The 16,105-nt window shown below is 71.3% G+C and carries 14 protein-coding genes and 1 pseudogene; 9 read left to right on the top strand and 6 right to left on the bottom strand.

Annotated features, from left to right (window positions below; translation table 11 throughout):
• Nucleotides 1-39 precede the first annotated feature (39 nt).
• From AAHG03_RS21540 to AAHG03_RS21520, 5 genes are all read left to right on the top strand, one after another.
• Nucleotides 40-609 carry a F0F1 ATP synthase subunit delta gene (locus tag AAHG03_RS21540; protein ID WP_342153079.1) on the top strand — a complete coding sequence of 190 codons (570 nt, stop codon included), beginning with the start codon at nt 40-42 and terminating at the stop codon, nt 607-609.
• A gap of 64 nt (nt 610-673) precedes the next feature.
• Nucleotides 674-2,206: a F0F1 ATP synthase subunit alpha gene (gene atpA / locus AAHG03_RS21535; RefSeq protein WP_342153078.1), complete on the top strand. Its 1,533-nt coding sequence runs from the start codon at nt 674-676 to the stop codon at nt 2,204-2,206.
• A 141-nt stretch (nt 2,207-2,347) separates the two neighbouring features.
• Complete coding sequence (locus tag AAHG03_RS21530) at nt 2,348-3,238, top strand: F0F1 ATP synthase subunit gamma (RefSeq protein WP_342153077.1); 891 nt, start codon at nt 2,348-2,350, stop codon at nt 3,236-3,238.
• Nucleotides 3,239-3,280: 42 nt separating this feature from the next.
• The gene (gene atpD / locus AAHG03_RS21525) at nt 3,281-4,732 is read left to right on the top strand and encodes a F0F1 ATP synthase subunit beta (RefSeq protein WP_342153076.1); all 1,452 of its coding nucleotides are present in this window, start codon (nt 3,281-3,283) and stop codon (nt 4,730-4,732) included.
• A 72-nt stretch (nt 4,733-4,804) separates the two neighbouring features.
• Nucleotides 4,805-5,206 carry a F0F1 ATP synthase subunit epsilon gene (locus AAHG03_RS21520; RefSeq protein WP_056241723.1) on the top strand — a complete coding sequence of 134 codons (402 nt, stop codon included), beginning with the start codon at nt 4,805-4,807 and terminating at the stop codon, nt 5,204-5,206.
• A gap of 112 nt (nt 5,207-5,318) precedes the next feature.
• Here the strand turns inward: AAHG03_RS21520 and AAHG03_RS21515 are convergent.
• The 6 genes and pseudogenes from AAHG03_RS21515 to AAHG03_RS21490 all read right to left on the bottom strand — a co-directional run.
• Nucleotides 5,319-5,507, bottom strand: a pseudogene (locus AAHG03_RS21515) (hypothetical protein); the annotation flags it as partial.
• A gap of 23 nt (nt 5,508-5,530) precedes the next feature.
• Nucleotides 5,531-6,772: a CCA tRNA nucleotidyltransferase gene (locus AAHG03_RS21510; protein ID WP_342153149.1), complete on the bottom strand. Its 1,242-nt coding sequence runs from the start codon at nt 6,770-6,772 to the stop codon at nt 5,531-5,533.
• A 5-nt stretch (nt 6,773-6,777) separates the two neighbouring features.
• A complete protein-coding gene (locus tag AAHG03_RS21505; protein WP_342153074.1) occupies nt 6,778-7,035 on the bottom strand; it encodes a DUF6111 family protein in 258 nt (85 codons plus the stop codon).
• Between the two features lie 33 nt (nt 7,036-7,068).
• Nucleotides 7,069-7,773 (bottom strand): CoA pyrophosphatase, encoded by a 705-nt coding sequence (locus AAHG03_RS21500; protein WP_342153073.1) that lies wholly within the window; start codon nt 7,771-7,773, stop codon nt 7,069-7,071.
• Nucleotides 7,770-8,363: a DUF1285 domain-containing protein gene (locus AAHG03_RS21495; protein ID WP_342153071.1), complete on the bottom strand. Its 594-nt coding sequence runs from the start codon at nt 8,361-8,363 to the stop codon at nt 7,770-7,772. Before AAHG03_RS21495 ends, AAHG03_RS21500 begins: the two co-directional genes overlap by 4 nt.
• A gap of 43 nt (nt 8,364-8,406) precedes the next feature.
• A complete protein-coding gene (locus AAHG03_RS21490; RefSeq protein ID WP_342153070.1) occupies nt 8,407-8,832 on the bottom strand; it encodes a PaaI family thioesterase in 426 nt (141 codons plus the stop codon).
• Nucleotides 8,833-9,045: 213 nt separating this feature from the next.
• Between AAHG03_RS21490 and AAHG03_RS21485 the strand changes: the two genes are divergently transcribed.
• The 4 genes from AAHG03_RS21485 (at nt 9,046) to AAHG03_RS21470 (ending at nt 16,081) form a co-directional block, all read left to right on the top strand.
• On the top strand, nt 9,046-10,056 hold the full coding sequence (locus AAHG03_RS21485; protein ID WP_342153068.1) for an AAA family ATPase: 1,011 nt from the start codon (nt 9,046-9,048) through the stop codon (nt 10,054-10,056).
• 13 nt (nt 10,057-10,069) lie between these two features.
• Nucleotides 10,070-10,984 (top strand): DUF58 domain-containing protein, encoded by a 915-nt coding sequence (locus AAHG03_RS21480; protein WP_342153067.1) that lies wholly within the window; start codon nt 10,070-10,072, stop codon nt 10,982-10,984.
• A 10-nt stretch (nt 10,985-10,994) separates the two neighbouring features.
• The gene (locus tag AAHG03_RS21475) at nt 10,995-13,829 is read left to right on the top strand and encodes a DUF4159 domain-containing protein (RefSeq protein WP_342153066.1); all 2,835 of its coding nucleotides are present in this window, start codon (nt 10,995-10,997) and stop codon (nt 13,827-13,829) included.
• A 161-nt stretch (nt 13,830-13,990) separates the two neighbouring features.
• On the top strand, nt 13,991-16,081 hold the full coding sequence (locus AAHG03_RS21470) for a hypothetical protein (protein WP_342153064.1): 2,091 nt from the start codon (nt 13,991-13,993) through the stop codon (nt 16,079-16,081).
• Nucleotides 16,082-16,105: the final 24 nt, after the last annotated feature.

Below are 16,105 nucleotides of genomic sequence, written 5' to 3'. Positions count from 1 at the left end.
GAGAGAGAGCGGCGGGCAAAGGACAAGAGAGAGCGACGGGTGGCGCAGAACGGTTCCGAGGGTCCCCTGGTGGCAGGCGTTGCCGGTCGCTACGCTTTGGCCCTGTACGAGCTGGCCCGCGACGAGCGGCAGGTCGATGACGTCGCCCAGAACCTCGACGCGTTCGACGCGCTCTACAAGGAGAGCGCGGATCTCCGCCGCCTCGTGAAGAGCCCGGCCTTCTCCGCCGAGCAGCAGACGGCCGCCGTGGGCGCCCTGCTCGCCAAGGCCGGTATCTCCGGCCTGGCCGCCAACTTCATCAAGCTCTCGGCCGCCAACCGCCGCCTGTTCGCGCTCCCGGACATGATCCGCGCCTATCGCGAGAAGGTGCGCGAGGCCAAGGGCATCGTCCGCGCCGAGGTCCGCGTGGCGGAAAAACCCTCCGACGCGATCATCGAAGAGATCAAGGGCAGCCTGCGCGACGTCGCCAAGACCGAAGTCGAGATCGACCTGCATGTCGATCCCGCCCTCATCGGCGGCATCGTCGTGAAGATGGGCTCCCGCATGGTCGACGCCTCGCTGCGGACCAAGCTCAACAACATCCGCCTTGCCATGCGGGAAGCCCGCTGAGGCCTCGGCCTCGCGACCGACCGTAACCGACGAAACAGACACCCGACCTTAAAGAGGCCCGACGATGGACATCCGCGCCGCCGAGATCTCCGCGATCCTGAAAGAGCAGATCAAGAACTTCGGCGAGGAGGCCGAGGTCACGGAAGTCGGGCAGGTGCTCGCGGTCGGCGACGGCATCGCCCGCGTCTACGGCCTCGACAACGTCCAGGCCGGCGAGATGGTCGAGTTCGAGTCGGGCGTGCGCGGCATGGCCCTCAACCTCGAACAGGACAACGTCGGCGTCGTGATCTTCGGCTCCGACCGCGAGATCAAGGAAGGCCAGACCGTCAAGCGCACCGGCGCCATCGTGGACGTGCCGGTCGGCAAGGGCCTGCTCGGCCGCGTGGTCGACGGCCTCGGCAACCCGATCGACGGCAAGGGCCCGATCCAGACGACCGAGCGCCGCCGCGTCGACGTGAAGGCACCGGGCATCATCCCGCGCAAGTCCGTGCACGAGCCGATGGCCACCGGCCTCAAGGCGATCGACGCCCTCATCCCCGTGGGCCGCGGCCAGCGCGAGCTGATCATCGGCGACCGCCAGACCGGCAAGACCGCCATCGCGCTCGACACCATCCTCAACCAGAAGCCGGCCCATGCCGGTTCGGACGAGAACGCCAAGCTCTACTGCGTCTACGTCGCCATCGGCCAGAAGCGCTCGACGGTGGCCCAGTTCGTGAAGGTGCTGGAGGACCAGGGCGCGATGGAATACTCCATCGTCATCGCCGCCACGGCCTCCGACGCCGCGCCGATGCAGTTCATCGCGCCGTTCTCCGGCTGCGCCATGGGCGAGTACTTCCGCGACAACGGCATGCACGCCGTGATCGTGTATGACGACCTCTCCAAGCAGGCGGTGGCCTACCGCCAGATGTCGCTGCTGCTGCGCCGCCCGCCGGGCCGCGAGGCGTATCCGGGCGACGTGTTCTACCTCCACTCGCGCCTGCTCGAGCGCGCCGCCAAGATGGGCGACGCCGCCGGCAAGGGCTCGCTCACCGCGCTTCCGGTCATCGAGACCCAGGCCAACGACGTGTCGGCCTACATCCCGACCAACGTGATCTCGATCACCGACGGCCAGATCTTCCTCGAGACCGACCTGTTCTACCAGGGCATCCGCCCGGCGGTGAACGTCGGCCTCTCGGTGTCGCGGGTGGGCTCCTCGGCCCAGACCAAGGCGATGAAGAAGGTCGCCGGCAAGATCAAGGGCGAGCTGGCGCAGTACCGCGAGATGGCCGCCTTCGCGCAGTTCGGCTCCGACCTCGACGCCTCGACCCAGCGCCTGCTGAACCGCGGTTCGCGCCTGACCGAACTCCTGAAGCAGCCGCAATTCTCGCCGCTGAAGATGGAAGAGCAGGTCGCGGTGATCTACGCGGGCGTCAACGGCTACCTCGACAAGCTGCCGCTCAACAAGGTCCGCGCCTTCGAGGACCAGCTGCTCGGCACGCTCCGCTCGAAGCACGCCGACCTGCTGACCACGATCCGCGACTCCAAGGACCTGTCCGACGAGAGCGCGAACAAGCTCAAGGGCGTCGTCGAAAGCATCTCCAAGTCGCTCGAAGGCTAACGCCCTCGGACGATCCGATCCCTTCCGTATGAGGAAGGGATCGGGGACGGCGGCCGACGGCCCTCGTCCCGAACGACCCTCTCCGGCTCCTCCCCCGCCCGGGGAGGAGAGGCCCTCCCGAACGGACCCGGACGCCCCTCGATGGCCAGCTTGAAGGACCTGCGCAACCGCATCACCTCGGTGAAGGCGACGCAGAAGATCACCAAGGCGATGCAGATGGTCGCCGCCGCCAAGCTGCGGCGCGCCCAGAACGCCGCCGAGAACGGGCGTCCCTACGCCGAGAAGATGTCGAACGTGCTCGCCAACCTCGCGGGCAACCTCGTCGGCGGCATCGATGCCCCGCGCCTGCTCTCGGGCACCGGCCAGGACCGCGTCCACCTGCTCGTGGTCTGCACCGGCGACCGCGGCCTGTGCGGCGCCTTCAACTCCTCGATCGTGCGTCTCGCCCGCGAGCACGTCCGCAAGCTGGAGGCCGAAGGCAAGACGGTCAAGATCATGACCGTGGGCAAGAAGGGCCTCGACATCCTGCGCCGCCAGTACCGCGACCGGATCGTCGAGAGCATGGACATCCGCGGCACCAAGCCGGTGGATTACGAGTTCGCCTCGCAGATCGCCGACAAGATCGTCGCCCGCTTCAACGCCGGCGAGTTCGACGTGGCGACGCTGTTCTACTCCGAGTTCCGCTCGGTGATCTCGCAGATCCCGACCGCCCAGCGCCTGATCCCGGCCGAGCTGCCGCAGACCGACGGCTCGACCACGACGGGTGCCGGCTCCGACGCCGCCATGGAGTTCGAGCCTTCCGAGGAGACGATCCTCGAAACGCTGCTGCCGAAGAACCTGACCGTCCAGGTCTACCGCGCGCTCCTGGAGAACGCCGCCTCCGAGCAGGGCGCGCGCATGAGCGCCATGGATTCCGCGACCCGCAACGCGGGCGAGATGATCAAGAAGCAGACGCTGATCTACAACCGCACGCGTCAGGCCATGATCACCAAGGAACTCATCGAAATCATCTCGGGCGCGGAAGCGCTCTGATCACTTAAATACGCGTCCGCACGCATCCGAAGGACAGGCATCATGGCCAACACCGCCGCCCCCACCTCCACCAACGCCAAGGGCAAGATCACCCAGGTCATCGGCCCGGTGGTCGACGTGCAGTTCGAGGGTCACCTGCCGGAGATCCTGAACGCGCTGGAGACCAAGAACCAGGGCAACCGCCTCGTGCTCGAAGTGGCCCAGCAGCTCGGCGAGAACACCGTGCGCTGCATCGCCATGGACACCTCGGAAGGCCTCGTGCGCGGCCAGTCCGTCGAGGACACCGGCGCCCCGATCCGCGTGCCGGTCGGCCACAACACGCTCGGCCGCATCATGAACGTCATCGGCGAGCCGATCGACGAGGCCGGCCCGATCCAGTCCGACACCCTGCGCGCCATCCACCAGCCGGCCCCGTCCTACGACGAGCAGTCGACCGAGGCGCAGATCCTCGTCACCGGCATCAAGGTGGTGGACCTGCTCGCCCCCTACGCCCGAGGCGGCAAGATCGGCCTGTTCGGCGGCGCGGGCGTCGGCAAGACCGTGCTGATCATGGAGCTGATCAACAACATCGCCAAGGCACACTCGGGCTACTCGGTGTTCGCCGGCGTGGGTGAGCGCACCCGCGAGGGCAACGACCTCTACCACGAAATGATCGAGTCCAACGTCAACAAGAACCCCGCCGAGAACAACGGCTCGGCCGAGGGCTCCAAGTGCGCGCTGGTCTACGGCCAGATGAACGAGTCGCCCGGCGCCCGCTCGCGCGTGGCGCTGACCGGCCTGACCATCGCCGAGCAGTTCCGCGACGAGGGCCAGGACGTGCTGTTCTTCGTCGACAACATCTTCCGCTTCACCCAGGCCGGCTCGGAAGTGTCCGCTCTGCTGGGCCGCATCCCCTCGGCGGTGGGCTACCAGCCGACGCTCGCCACCGACATGGGCGCCCTGCAGGAGCGCATCACCACCACGAACAAGGGCTCGATCACCTCGGTGCAGGCGATCTACGTGCCGGCCGACGACCTGACCGACCCGGCGCCCGCCGCCTCGTTCGCCCACCTCGACGCCACGACCGTGCTGTCGCGCTCGATCGCCGAGAAGGGCATCTACCCGGCGGTGGACCCGCTCGACTCGACCTCGCGCATGCTCTCGCCGGCGATCCTCGGCGAGGAGCACTACGACGTCGCCCGCCGCGTCCAGCAGACCCTGCAGCGCTACAAGTCGCTCCAGGACATCATCGCGATCCTGGGCATGGACGAGCTGTCGGAAGAGGACAAGCTGACGGTGGCCCGCGCCCGCAAGATCGAGCGCTTCCTCTCGCAGCCGTTCCACGTCGCCGAGGTGTTCACCGGCTCGCCGGGCAAGCTCGTCGCGCTGGAAGACACGATCAAGGGCTTCAAGGGCCTGGTCGAGGGCAAGTACGACGACCTGCCGGAGGCGGCCTTCTACATGGTCGGCTCCATCGAGGAGGCCCAGGAGAAGGCCAAGAAGCTCGCCGCGTAAGCCGACGACGCTTCCATCCGGCGCGCGCGACACCCGTCCGCGCGCCGCCCCTCCTCTCGCGGACACTGACGCATGGCCACCTTCCAGTTCGATTTCGTCGGCCCCGAGCGGACGCTGTATTCCGGTCAGGTCGAGGCGGTGCAGCTGCCCGGCTCCGAGGGCGAGATGACCGTGCTGCCGGGCCACGCGCCGGTCATCACCTCGCTCAAGGTCGGCGTGATCACGGTCACCGAGCAGGCCGGCTCCGGCAAGCGCATCTACGTGCAGGGCGGCTTCGCCGATATCGGTCCCAAGGCCGTGACTGTGCTGGCCGAGCGCGCCGCGCCGATCGAGGAGATCAGCCCGGCCACGATCGATGGGGAGATCGAGGCCGCCGAGATGGCCCGCGACGCGACCCAGGACCCGGCCAAGCGCGAAGAGCTCAACAGCCAGATCGTCCAGCTTCGCGAAGCCCGCCACACGCTCAGCCTCTGAGTTTTTTTTCGAGTTTTCGAGAAGGGCGTTGGGTCACCGGCGCCCTTTTTCGTTTTCAGGGCTCGCTATTCCTTAGCCTGGCTACCTCTCAGGTTTCACGTGCCATCGCCCGCGCATCCCCTCGCCCCGCACGCGGGGAGAGGGCTCTGCCGACCTCGTCGTCGGCAGAGCGAGGCGGCAGCCGAAGGTGAGGGGGCGATTCAGGACCAGCCTCTTCCGTCGAGTTCCCCTCACCCTCGCTACCGCTTGTCGCGACGACGACAGGGTCGTCGCGACCCTCTCCCCGCGTGCGGGGAGAGGGGGGCTCTGCGGCTTGCCAACGCGCTAATTCGTTATAGGGACGCTTGCTTTCGTGAGCGCGTGGGCGAGCAGCCGATCCTTCACCCCCGCATCGCTCGGGCAGCCCTCGGCGAGCCACAGGGCGCGGGCGGCGCGAAGGGCCTGTCCCACGCCCGGACCCGGCGGCACGCCGCGGGCTACGAGGTCGGCGCCGGTCAGCGGCAGGACCGGGCGCGTGCCGTCTCGCGCCATCCGATCCAAACTAGCCCTGGCCTCGTCCGTCACGAGCGGGCGCGGCTCGCCGTCGAGGATGCGTAGCGCCGTCCGCGCGAGCGCGGCGCCGTGATCGGCCACGAGCGCCGGCACATCCGCCGCGTCGAGGGCGGGGCGGCCGTGCAGGTGCGCCAGCACATCGGCGTAGGCCGTGAGGTCGGCCTGCTCGGCCTTGGACAGGCGCAAGGTGTCCTGCAGCCGGTCGGCATCCTCGCGGGTCAGCACGCAGAGCGCGCCGAGCCGCACGACCGGCTCCGTTTCCGCACGAGCCAGCCGCCCGAGTTCGGCGACGCCGCCGGTGATGCGCGCGAGCAGGCCGGTCTCGCTCAACGTCGCGACGGCCTCGACCGCGCGCGGCGCCAGCAGCAATTTCAAAAACTCCGCCCGCACCCGCTCGCGCGAGAGCCGGGTCAGGCCGTCGCGGGCCGCGACCGCGGCGGCGAGCCCCTCCGGGTCCGGGTCGCCCCGCCCGTAGCGGGCGTGGAACCGGAAGAAGCGCAGGATCCGCAAAAAGTCCTCGCGGATGCGGGTGGCGGCCTCACCGATGAAGCGCACGCGGCTTGCCGCGAGGTCGGCCACGCCCCCGGTGGTGTCGTGGAGCGTGCCGTCGGGGGAGAGCGAGAGCGCGTTGACGGTGAAGTCGCGCCGCTCGGCATCCCGCAAGAAGTCGCGGCCGAAGCGGACGACGGCGTGGCGCCCGTCGGTCTCGACATCCTCGCGCAGCGTCGTGACCTCGTGCGGTTCGCCAGCCACCACCAGGGTGACGGTGCCGTGCTCGATCCCCGTCGGCACCGCCTTGAGGCCGGCGGCGCGGGCCCGCGCGATCACGGCCTCAGGGAGGATCGTGGTGGCGAGATCGACGTCGCTGGCGGTGCGCCCGAGCAGCGCGTCGCGCACGCAGCCGCCGACGAGGCGGGTTTCCTCAGCCGGAGCATCGAGGGCGGCAAGGCAGGCGCGCACGCCCGGACGGGCGAGGAGCCGGGCGGGGCCCTCGGGATCGAGGCCGGGGGGCAGCGGCGTCACTGGAAATGGCCCGGCACCAAGCGCCCGTTCTCGTAGCGCGGCGGCACGTAGCCCTCGGCGTGGCGCTCGCCGGTCAGCCCGGTCATCACCAGCGAGACCACCACGACGAACAGCCCGGCGAGCACGAGCCGGGTCCATTGCGGCTTCCACTCGGCCCCGTCGAGCGGCGAGCGGCGGGCGAGCAGCAGCCAGCCGGCGAAGAGGATGAAGGGCAGCGAGAACAGGGCGATCTGTTCGAGAACGAGGCGCAGCATTCTTTTCGGGTTTTCGCGGGGCTGAACTGTGGGTCAGGCGTAGAGGCGCTCGTAGAGGTTATGCACGATCCCCGCCGTGACGCCCCAGATCAGGTGCTCGCCGTGCGGGATGGCGTAGAAGTAGCGCGTCCGGCCCTGCCACGCCCGCGAGCGGACGAGATGCCGCGCCGGATCCATGAGGAAGCTGAGCGGCACCTCGAAGGCGAGGTCCACCTCGTCGCGGTTGAGGCTCAGCACCGCGTCCGCCGCCACGAGGCCGACCACCGGCACCACGAGGAAGCCGGTCGCCGAGAGATAGGGATCGAGATAGCCGAGCGGGCGCACGGAATCGTCTGTCAGGCCGATCTCCTCGCGGGCCTCGCGCAGAGCCGTGTCGATGGGCGAGACGTCGCCCGGATCGACCTTGCCGCCGGGGAAGGCGATCTGGCCCGAATGGTCGCGCAGATGCGCGGCGCGGCGCGTCAGCAGCACGCTCATGCCGTCCTCGCGCTCGATCACCGGCACCAGCACCGCGGCGTCGCGGTGGGGCGCGGCGGGAGCGGTCGCCGGACCGCCGGGATCGAGGTCGTGGTCGCCGCGCGGGTTCGCGAGCGGCACGCCGGGGCCGGGCGGCGCGCGCGACAGCCCGACCTCGGCCCGCGCCAGGAAGCCGGGGCGGCGGAAGTCGGCGGGGTTGGCCGGCTCGCGCCCGGTCGGCGGCGCGGTCGCGGGATCGGCCGCCGTCTCGGGCAGCTTCATGCGGCAGCCTCGGCTGAGGCGATGCGGTGGAAGACGCCCCCGGCCCACAGGCCGAGCCATTCCTGCCCGTCGATGCTGCGCTCTTCGGCGAGTTCGACGAGATCGTAGGTGAGCGCCCGGCTCACCAACGCGGTCAGCCCGCCGCGTACGCGGACATACGGCTTGAGGCCCTCCGCCCCATCCTCGAACCGCAGGGGATGCTCGGCATCGACGGGGACGAGATCGTCCACGTTGGTGCGCAAGGCGATGCGACGGCTCTCGCCCGCGCCCTCCACCGCCATCTCCACGGCGGTGAAATGCGCGTCCTCGACGGCGATGCGCACCTTCTCGACCGGCGTCACCAGCACGGTCGAGCCGTCGGGCTCACGCCGCAGGATCGAGGCGAACAGCTTGACGAGCTTTCCCCGCCGGATCGGCGAACCGTTGTGGAACCACGTCCCGTCGGCCGCGATGCGGATGTCGATGTCGCCGCAATGCTCCGGATTCCACCGCTCCACCGGCGGCGGCCCGCGCGTGCCGAGATCGCCGAGGGCGGCGCTCAGGCGGGCGAGGGCGGGATCGGGGGCCGGATCCGAGGCATCTTGGCTCATGCCCCGAATATATGGCAGGCCGCGCCCCGCAGGGAGACGGCCCTTAACCGGGCTTCTGCTTCAGCACCTTCCAGATGCCGGTAACGGCGACCAAGGCCCGCCCGCCGCTCGTCAGCGTGCCGCGCACGAACACCAGCGACGCGGTCTGTCGCACGATCTCCGGCGTCACCTCGATCAGGTCGCCGATCTTGGCCGCGTCCACGAACTGGCTCGACATCTCGACGGTGACGCAGGGGGCGTCGTCGGCGGCCTCGCGCACCACGATGCTGAGCGCCCGGTCGGCGAAGGTCAGCAGCGCGCCGCCATGGACGATGCCGACCAGATTGCCGTGGCGCTCGTCGGTGCGGAATGCGAAGTCGCGCCGGCCGCCCACCGTGCGGTGATGCACCGGGCCGATATGGGCGATGAAGCCCGGATCAGTGAAGGCCTCCCAGCCCGCGGGAAACGCCGCGCTTTCCTCGTCGGTCATGAAGGGTCGGCCTCCGTACCAAAATGCCGGGCGGCGGCCCGGCGGGATGCAAGATGTCGCGGGCCGCCTGCCCTCGGCTGCCGAGCCGCCCATATAGCGCTCATCCGCCGCGCGGCAGCGCCGCGCTTGCGTTCGGTGCGCGTTCGGCGCCAGACTTGCCACGTAATCCCGGGCGCTCGACCTTCGCCGCCCGGCATCCGGAGATTCGACCGCATGGCACAGGGCGCCGGTTCGGCCAGCACGACGAGCCTCGACGACGGGATCGTCGCCACCGCCGAGACCTGCCTGTCCGCGATCCACGAGGCGCGGGAGGCGATCCACGGGGTCATCTTCGGCCAGGAAAGAATCGTCGATCTCGCCCTCGTGACGATTCTGGCCGGCGGCCACGGCCTGCTCGTCGGCCTGCCGGGGCTCGCCAAGACCAAGCTCGTCGAGACGCTGGGCACCGTGCTCGGCCTCGACGCAAGGCGGGTGCAGTTCACCCCCGACCTGATGCCCTCCGACATCCTCGGCACCGAAATCCTCGACGAGGACGCCGAGCGCCGCCGCTCGTTCCGCTTCGTCAAGGGCCCGGTCTTCACGCAATTGCTGATGGCCGACGAGATCAACCGCGCCAGCCCGCGCACGCAATCGGCCCTGCTCCAGGCGATGCAGGAGCACTTCGTCTCGGTCGCGGGCGAGCGCCACGACCTGCCGCGCCCGTTCCACGTGCTGGCGACCCAGAACCCGATCGAGCAGGAGGGCACCTACCCCCTGCCCGAGGCGCAGCTCGACCGCTTCCTGCTCCAGATCGATGTCGGCTATCCGGACCGCGCCGCCGAGCGCCGCATCCTGATCGAGACGACCGGCGTCGAGGACGCACGGGCCAAGGCCGTAATGAGCACCGAGCAGTTGCTCACGGCGCAACGCCTCGTGCGGCGCCTGCCGGTGGGCGAGGCGGTGGTCGATGCGATCCTCGATCTCGTGCGCTCGGCCCGCCCCGAGGGCGGCGATCCGTCGGTCGCCAAGAAACTTCAGTGGGGCCCCGGCCCCCGCGCCAGCCAGGCGCTGACGCTCGCCGTGCGCGCCCGCGCCCTGATCGAGGGCCGCGTCGCCCCTTCCGTGGCCGACGTGAAGGCTTTGGCCGAGCCGGTGCTCAAGCACCGCATGGCCGTAACCTTCGCGGCGCGTGCCGACGGCGAGAGCGTGACCGGCCTGATCGGCCAGCTCGCCGCCAAGCTCTGACGGGACCGACCCGATGGCCTCCACCCGGCTCGTCGAGGCCGACAGCCGCCGCCCCGGGCGGCCCGAGACCGGCGGGGCGCTCGATCTCGCCGGGCGGATGCCGCGCCTCGTGCTCGAATCGCGCCGCGTCTCCGGCACGCTGGCGCACGGCCTGCACGGCCGCCGCCGCGCCGGGCCGGGCGAGAGTTTCTGGCAGTTCCGCCCGTTCGTGAACGGCGAGGCCGCTGCGCGCATCGACTGGCGCCGCTCGGCCCGCGACGACCGGCTCTACGTGCGCGAGCGCGAGTGGGAGGCCGCCCACAACATCTGGCTCTGGATCGACCGCTCCGCCTCCATGGGCTTCGCCTCCGATCTCGCTCCGACCTCCAAGGTCGAGCGCGCGCTGGTGCTGGGGCTGGCGCTCGCCGACACCTTCGTCGACGGCGGCGAGCGGGTCGGGCTGCTCGGCCTCACCCGGTCGTCGGCCGCCCGCGGCATCGTCGAGACGCTGGCGCAATCGCTGGTCAACGACCGCGCCGGGCTGAGCCAGGATCTGCCGCCGCCCGCCAGCCCCGGCCGCTTCGACGAGACCGTGCTGATCAGCGACTTCCTCACCCCGCTCGACGCCGTGCGCGCCTCGGTGCTGGCGATCTCGACGCGCGGCACCCACGGCCATCTCGTGATGGTGGTCGATCCGGTGGAAGAGACCTTCCCCTTCACGGGGCAAGCCGTGCTGCACGATCCCCAAGGCAACGTCAGCCTCGACATCGGCGAGGCCGGCGCCTGGGGCGAGGCCTACCGCACGCGCATCGCCGCGCACCGCGACGGCCTCGCCGAGATCGCCCGGCAGCGGGGCTGGACGATGACGATCCACCGCACCGACCGGCCCGCGACCGAGGCGGCGCTCCGCGTCCTCACCCTCGTCGCCGCCGCGCGCGGGCTCGGCTGAAAGGCAAGGCGTGTTCGGGATTCCCCTCACCTTCGCCGCCCCGCTCGCGCTCGCCGCCCTCGTGGCGTTGCCCGCGCTCTGGATCCTGCTGCGGGTCACGCCGCCGCGCCCGCGCCGCATCAGCTTCCCGCCGCTGGCGCTGATGGCCGACATCCTCCCCAAGCGCGAGACTCCGGCCCGCACCCCGCCCTGGCTGCTGATCCTGCGGATTCTCGCCGCCGCCTGCCTGATCCTGGCGGTGGCCGGCCCGGTCTGGAACCCGTCCGGCATCGGCGCCGCCTCGGGCCGCAGCCCGCTGTTGCTCATCCTCGACAACGGCTTCACCGCCGCCCACGATTGGCGCGACCGCCTGCGCGCCGCCACCGACGAGGTCGAGGCCGCCGCCCGCGACGGGCGCCCGGTCGCCCTGGTGGCGAGCGCGGAAGGCCCCGCTCCGTTCGAGGCGCGCCCGCCCGCCGCCGCCCTGGAGCGCCTGCGCGCGATCAAGCCGCGCCCGCACCTCGCCGACCGCGGCGCGCATCTGGCCTCCGTCAGTACCTTCCTAGAGCGCACGCCCGGCGCCTCCATCGTCTGGATCGCAGACGGCGTGCGCGGCGCGGGCGACACCGACTTCGCGAAGGGGCTCGCCGAACTCGCCGCCAAGCACGGCAGCGCCATGACCCTGCTCAAGGCCGACCGTCCGCCCGCGCTCGCCCTCGAAGGTGCGCCGCAGCAGCCAGGCGAAAAGCTCTCCGCGCAGGTGCTGCGCGCCGCCCCCAACGGCCGCGACACCGGCCTCGTGCGCGCCCTCGACCCAAAAGGTCTGCCGCTGGCCGAGAGCCGCTTCACCCTGGAGCCGGAGGCCCGCGAGACGAGCGTCGCCTTCGATCTGCCGGTGGAGTTGCGCAACGCCATCGCCCGCCTGGAGATCGAGGGCGAGGGCTCGGCCGGGGCCGTGGTGCTGATGGACGAGCGCGGCCGGCGCCGCCGGGTCGGCCTCGTCTTCGGCGGCACCCTCGATCAGGCCCAGCCGCTGCTCGCCCCGACCTACTACCTCGCCAAGGCGCTCTCGCCGTTCGCCGACGTGCAGCAGCCCCGCGGCGGGCAGGGCACATCCGAGGCCATCGGGCAGATGCTCGACAATCAGGTCTCGGTGCTGGCGCTCGCCGATGTCGGCGCGCTCGACGAGCGCACGCTGGCCCGCGTCGAACAATTCGTGGACGAGGGCGGCCTGCTCCTGCGCTTCGCCGGTCCGCGCTTGGCCGCCGGCAACGATCCGCTCGTGCCGGTGCGCCTGCGCCGCGGCGGGCGCTCGCTCGGCGGCACCCTCTCCTGGGACCGGCCGAAGACGCTCGCGGCCTTCGCGCCCGAGAGCCCTTTCGCCGGGCTCAACCCGCCCGCCGACATCGGCATCCGCCGCCAGATCCTGGCCGAGCCCGACGGCGACCTTCCGGGCAAGACCTGGGCGGCCCTGCAGGACGGCACGCCGATCGTCACCGCGCAGAAGCGGGGGCAGGGGCTCGTGGTGCTGTTCCACGTCACCGCCGACACCACGTGGTCGAACCTGCCGCTGTCGGGCCTGTTCGTCGACATGCTCCGCCGGGTCGTCGGGCTCGCCGGCCCCTCCGCCAAGCTCGTGGAGGGCGACGGGCGCCAAGCCAAGGCCGCGTTGCTCGCCCCGCGCCTGACGCTCGACGGCTTCGGCGCGCTCGGCTCCCCGCCTGCCGGCGCCACCGCGGTCCCGGCCGATTTCGCGGATCGGGCCGGCCCCGAGCATCCGCCGGGCTTCTACGGCGCGGCCGAGGGCGGCATCGCCGTCAACGCGCTGCGCCCCGGCGACCGGCTCGAACCGCTCGACATCGCCGCGCTCTCCGGCGCCCGGATCGGCTCGCTCGCGGGCGCCGAGACGGTGGACCTGCGCGCCACCCTGTTCACCCTCGCGCTGCTGCTGCTCGCCCTCGACACCCTGGCCGGCCTCTGGCTCGGCGGCTTCTTGCGCGGCGCCGGTCGCTTGTCGCGCGGGCGCGCGGCGCCGGCCGCCCTCGTCCTCGCCGCCGTTCTGGGCGCCGGGCTCGTGGCGACGGCCCCGCCGGCTCACGCGCAGGTGCCCGCCGCCAACCGGCCCAACGGCACCGAATCCGCCCTCAACACGCGGCTCGCCTACGTCGTGACGGGTGATGCCGCCATCGACACCGCGAGCCGGGCCGGCCTCACCGGCCTGACCCAGATGCTCGCCGCCCGCACCGCCCTGGAGCCGGGCGAGCCCGCGGGCCTCGATCCCGAGAAGGACGAGCTGGCCTTCTACCCGCTGATCTACTGGCCCATCGTCGCCGGGCGCGCGCAGCCGAGCGAGGCGGCGATCCGCAAGATCGACGCCTTCATGCGCAACGGCGGCACGGTGATCTTCGACACCCGCGACGCCCAGACCGCCCGCGCCGGCGGCCCGCCGACCCCGGAGACCGCCTATCTCCGCAAGATGCTCGGCACCCTCGAAGTGCCGGAGTTGGAGCCGGTGCCGCCCGACCACGTACTCACCAAGGCGTTCTACCTCGTGGACAGCTTCCCCGGCCGCTACGGCAACGGCCAGACCTGGGTGGAGACCATTCCCCCCGCGGCGGAAGGCGGCGAGCGCCGCCCGGCGCGCGCGGGCGACGGCGTCACCCCGCTCATCATCACCGGCAACGATCTGGCCGCCGCCTGGGCGGTGGGCCGCAACGGCGAGCCGCTCTATCCGGTCAACGGCGACCAGCGGCAGCGCGAGATGGCGTTCCGGGGCGGCATCAACATCGTGATCTACACGCTGACCGGGAACTACAAGGCCGATCAGGTCCACGTGCCGGCGCTGCTGGAGCGGCTGGGCCAGTGATTCTTTTGGGGCATGCTCGACCCGCTCTCCTCCCCCTTGCGGGGAGGAGTTGGAGGTGGGGGTGGTGCAGAAGGCACCGCTCCACTTCATCCTGGGCCACCCCCACCCCTACCCCTCCCCGCAAGGGGGAGGGGATATCCCGCGCTTGAAGGCCTCACCTCATGCTGAGCCTCAGCTTCACCCCCCTGGTCCCCTGGCCGGTGCTCGCCGGCGTCAGTGTGCTCGCCGCGATCCTCGTCGTCGTCGCGATCCTCGCCCGCGGGCGCACCGCGCTCCTGCGCGCGCTCGCGCTCGCCCTGGTGATCGCCGCGCTCGCCAACCCCTCCCTGGTGCGCGAGGACCGCGACCCGGTGAAGGACGTGGCCGCCATCGTCGTGGACCGCTCCGGCTCGCAAAGCTTGGGCGATCGCCCGGCCATGACCGACGCGGTGAAGGCCGAGCTGGAGCGCCGGTTCGGCTCGCTCACCAACATCGAGCCGCGCTTCATCGAGGTCGGCGACGCGCAGGGCTCGGAGGGCGACGACGGCACCAAGCTGTTCACCGCGCTGACCCAGGCGCTCGCCGACGTGCCGACCGAGCGGGTGGCCGGCGTCGTCATGCTCACCGACGGCGTGGTGCACGACATCCCGGCCTCCCTGGAGACGCTGGGCTTCAAGGCGCCGCTGCACGTCCTCGTCACCGGGCGGCCCGACGAGCGCGACCGCCAGATCCGCATGCTGGAAGCCCCCCGCTTCGGCATCGTCGGCAAGGACGTGACCATCCGCGCCGAGGTGATGGAGCGCGGCGGCACCGGCTCCGCGACCGTCAGCGTGCGCCGCGACGGCGAGGAGATCGACCGGCAGACCATCGCGACCGGCACGCCGTTCTCGCTGACGACGCGGATCGAGCATGGCGGCCCGAACGTGGTCGAGATCGAGGTCGAGCCGCTGCCGGGCGAGCTGACCACCGTCAACAACCGCGCGGTGCTCCCCATCGAGGGCATCCGCGAGAAGCTGCGGGTGCTGCTGGTCTCCGGCGAGCCGCACCAGGGCGAGCGCACGTGGCGCAACCTCTTGAAGTCGGACGCGTCGGTCGATCTCGTCCACTTCACGATCCTGCGCCCGCCGGAGAAGCAGGACGGCACGCCGATCTCCGAACTCTCGCTGATCGCCTTCCCGACGCGCGAGCTGTTCGTCCAGAAGATCAAGGACTTCGATCTGATCATCTTCGACCGCTACGCCAACCAGAGCGTGCTGCCGTCGGCCTATTTCGACAACATCGTCCGCTACGTCCGCGAGGGCGGCGCGCTTCTGATCGCCGCCGGCCCCGAATTCGCCGGCCCCGCGAGCCTTGCCCGCACGCGGCTGTCGGCGGTGCTGCCGGGCGATCCGTCGATGAAGGTGGTCGAGCAGCCCTACAAGGCCGCGCTCACCGACACCGGCCAGCGCCATCCGGTCACCCGCGCGCTGCCCGGCTCGGACTCGAACCCGCCCGCCTGGGGCGACTGGCTGCGCATCGTCTCGGCCCAGACCCGCGCGGGCGTGCAGCCGATCCTGTCCGGCGCCAACGGTCTGCCGCTGTTGGCCCTGTCGCGGGAGGACAAGGGCCGCGTCGCCCTGATGCTGTCGGATCAGGCCTGGCTCTGGGCCCGCGGCTACCAGCAGGGCGGCCCCTATCTCGACCTGCTGCGGCGGCTGGCCCACTGGCTGATGAAGGAGCCGGCCCTCGAAGAGGAGGCGTTGCGCGCCCAAACCACCGGTCGCGGCCGCGAGGTGCGCGTCGAGCGCCAGACCATGGCCGAGGAAGCCGGCCCCGTCACGGTCACCGGCCCGACCGGCAAGGAGCGCACGCTGACGCTCACCAAGGCCGAGCCCGGCCTGTTCAGCGCCACTTTTGAAGCCGAGAGCCTCGGCCTGCACACGTTGCGCTCCGGCACCCTCGTCGCCTTCGTCAGCGTCGGCCCGGCCAACCCGCGCGAACTCGCCGACGTGTTCAGCGACACCGAGCGCCTCAAGGGCGTGGCCGAGGCCTCCGGCGGCACCATCCGCCGCGTGGCGGCGGCGGGCGGCGGTCTCGACGTGCCCCGCCTCCAGATCACCCGCGGCGGGCGCTTAGGCGGCGCCGACTGGATCGGCTTCCGCCCGAGCGACAGCGCCACGATCCGCGGCGTCGAGGTCTATCCGCTCGGGATCGGCCTGTGGGCGCTCGCGGCTCTGGCCGCCGCCGTGCTGGCGATGTGGCTGGTGGAGGGCCGGCGGGGGCGGGCGGCGTAGGGGGACGTTTCTCGACTGCTTCAG

This window comes from Methylorubrum subtropicum (genome assembly GCF_038442325.1).
Lineage (GTDB): Bacteria > Pseudomonadota > Alphaproteobacteria > Rhizobiales > Beijerinckiaceae > Methylobacterium > Methylobacterium subtropicum.
The sequence above is the reverse complement of the archived record's forward strand: the minus strand, read 5'-3'. Positions and strand labels throughout refer to the sequence as shown.

Excerpts from the sequence above, each read along its gene's own strand:
- AAHG03_RS21490 (WP_342153070.1), bottom strand. The coding sequence starts at position 8,832 with ATGACCGACGAGGAAAGCGCGGCGTTTCCCGCGGGCTGGGAGGCCTTC.
- AAHG03_RS21520 (WP_056241723.1), top strand. The coding sequence starts at position 4,805 with ATGGCCACCTTCCAGTTCGATTTCGTCGGCCCCGAGCGGACGCTGTAT.
- AAHG03_RS21470 (WP_342153064.1), top strand. The coding sequence starts at position 13,991 with ATGCTGAGCCTCAGCTTCACCCCCCTGGTCCCCTGGCCGGTGCTCGCC.
- atpA (WP_342153078.1), top strand. The coding sequence starts at position 674 with ATGGACATCCGCGCCGCCGAGATCTCCGCGATCCTGAAAGAGCAGATC.
- AAHG03_RS21480 (WP_342153067.1), top strand. The coding sequence starts at position 10,070 with ATGGCCTCCACCCGGCTCGTCGAGGCCGACAGCCGCCGCCCCGGGCGG.
- atpD (WP_342153076.1), top strand. The coding sequence starts at position 3,281 with ATGGCCAACACCGCCGCCCCCACCTCCACCAACGCCAAGGGCAAGATC.
- AAHG03_RS21530 (WP_342153077.1), top strand. The coding sequence starts at position 2,348 with ATGGCCAGCTTGAAGGACCTGCGCAACCGCATCACCTCGGTGAAGGCG.
- AAHG03_RS21505 (WP_342153074.1), bottom strand. The coding sequence starts at position 7,035 with ATGCTGCGCCTCGTTCTCGAACAGATCGCCCTGTTCTCGCTGCCCTTC.
- AAHG03_RS21495 (WP_342153071.1), bottom strand. The coding sequence starts at position 8,363 with ATGAGCCAAGATGCCTCGGATCCGGCCCCCGATCCCGCCCTCGCCCGC.
- AAHG03_RS21500 (WP_342153073.1), bottom strand. The coding sequence starts at position 7,773 with ATGAAGCTGCCCGAGACGGCGGCCGATCCCGCGACCGCGCCGCCGACC.
- AAHG03_RS21485 (WP_342153068.1), top strand. The coding sequence starts at position 9,046 with ATGGCACAGGGCGCCGGTTCGGCCAGCACGACGAGCCTCGACGACGGG.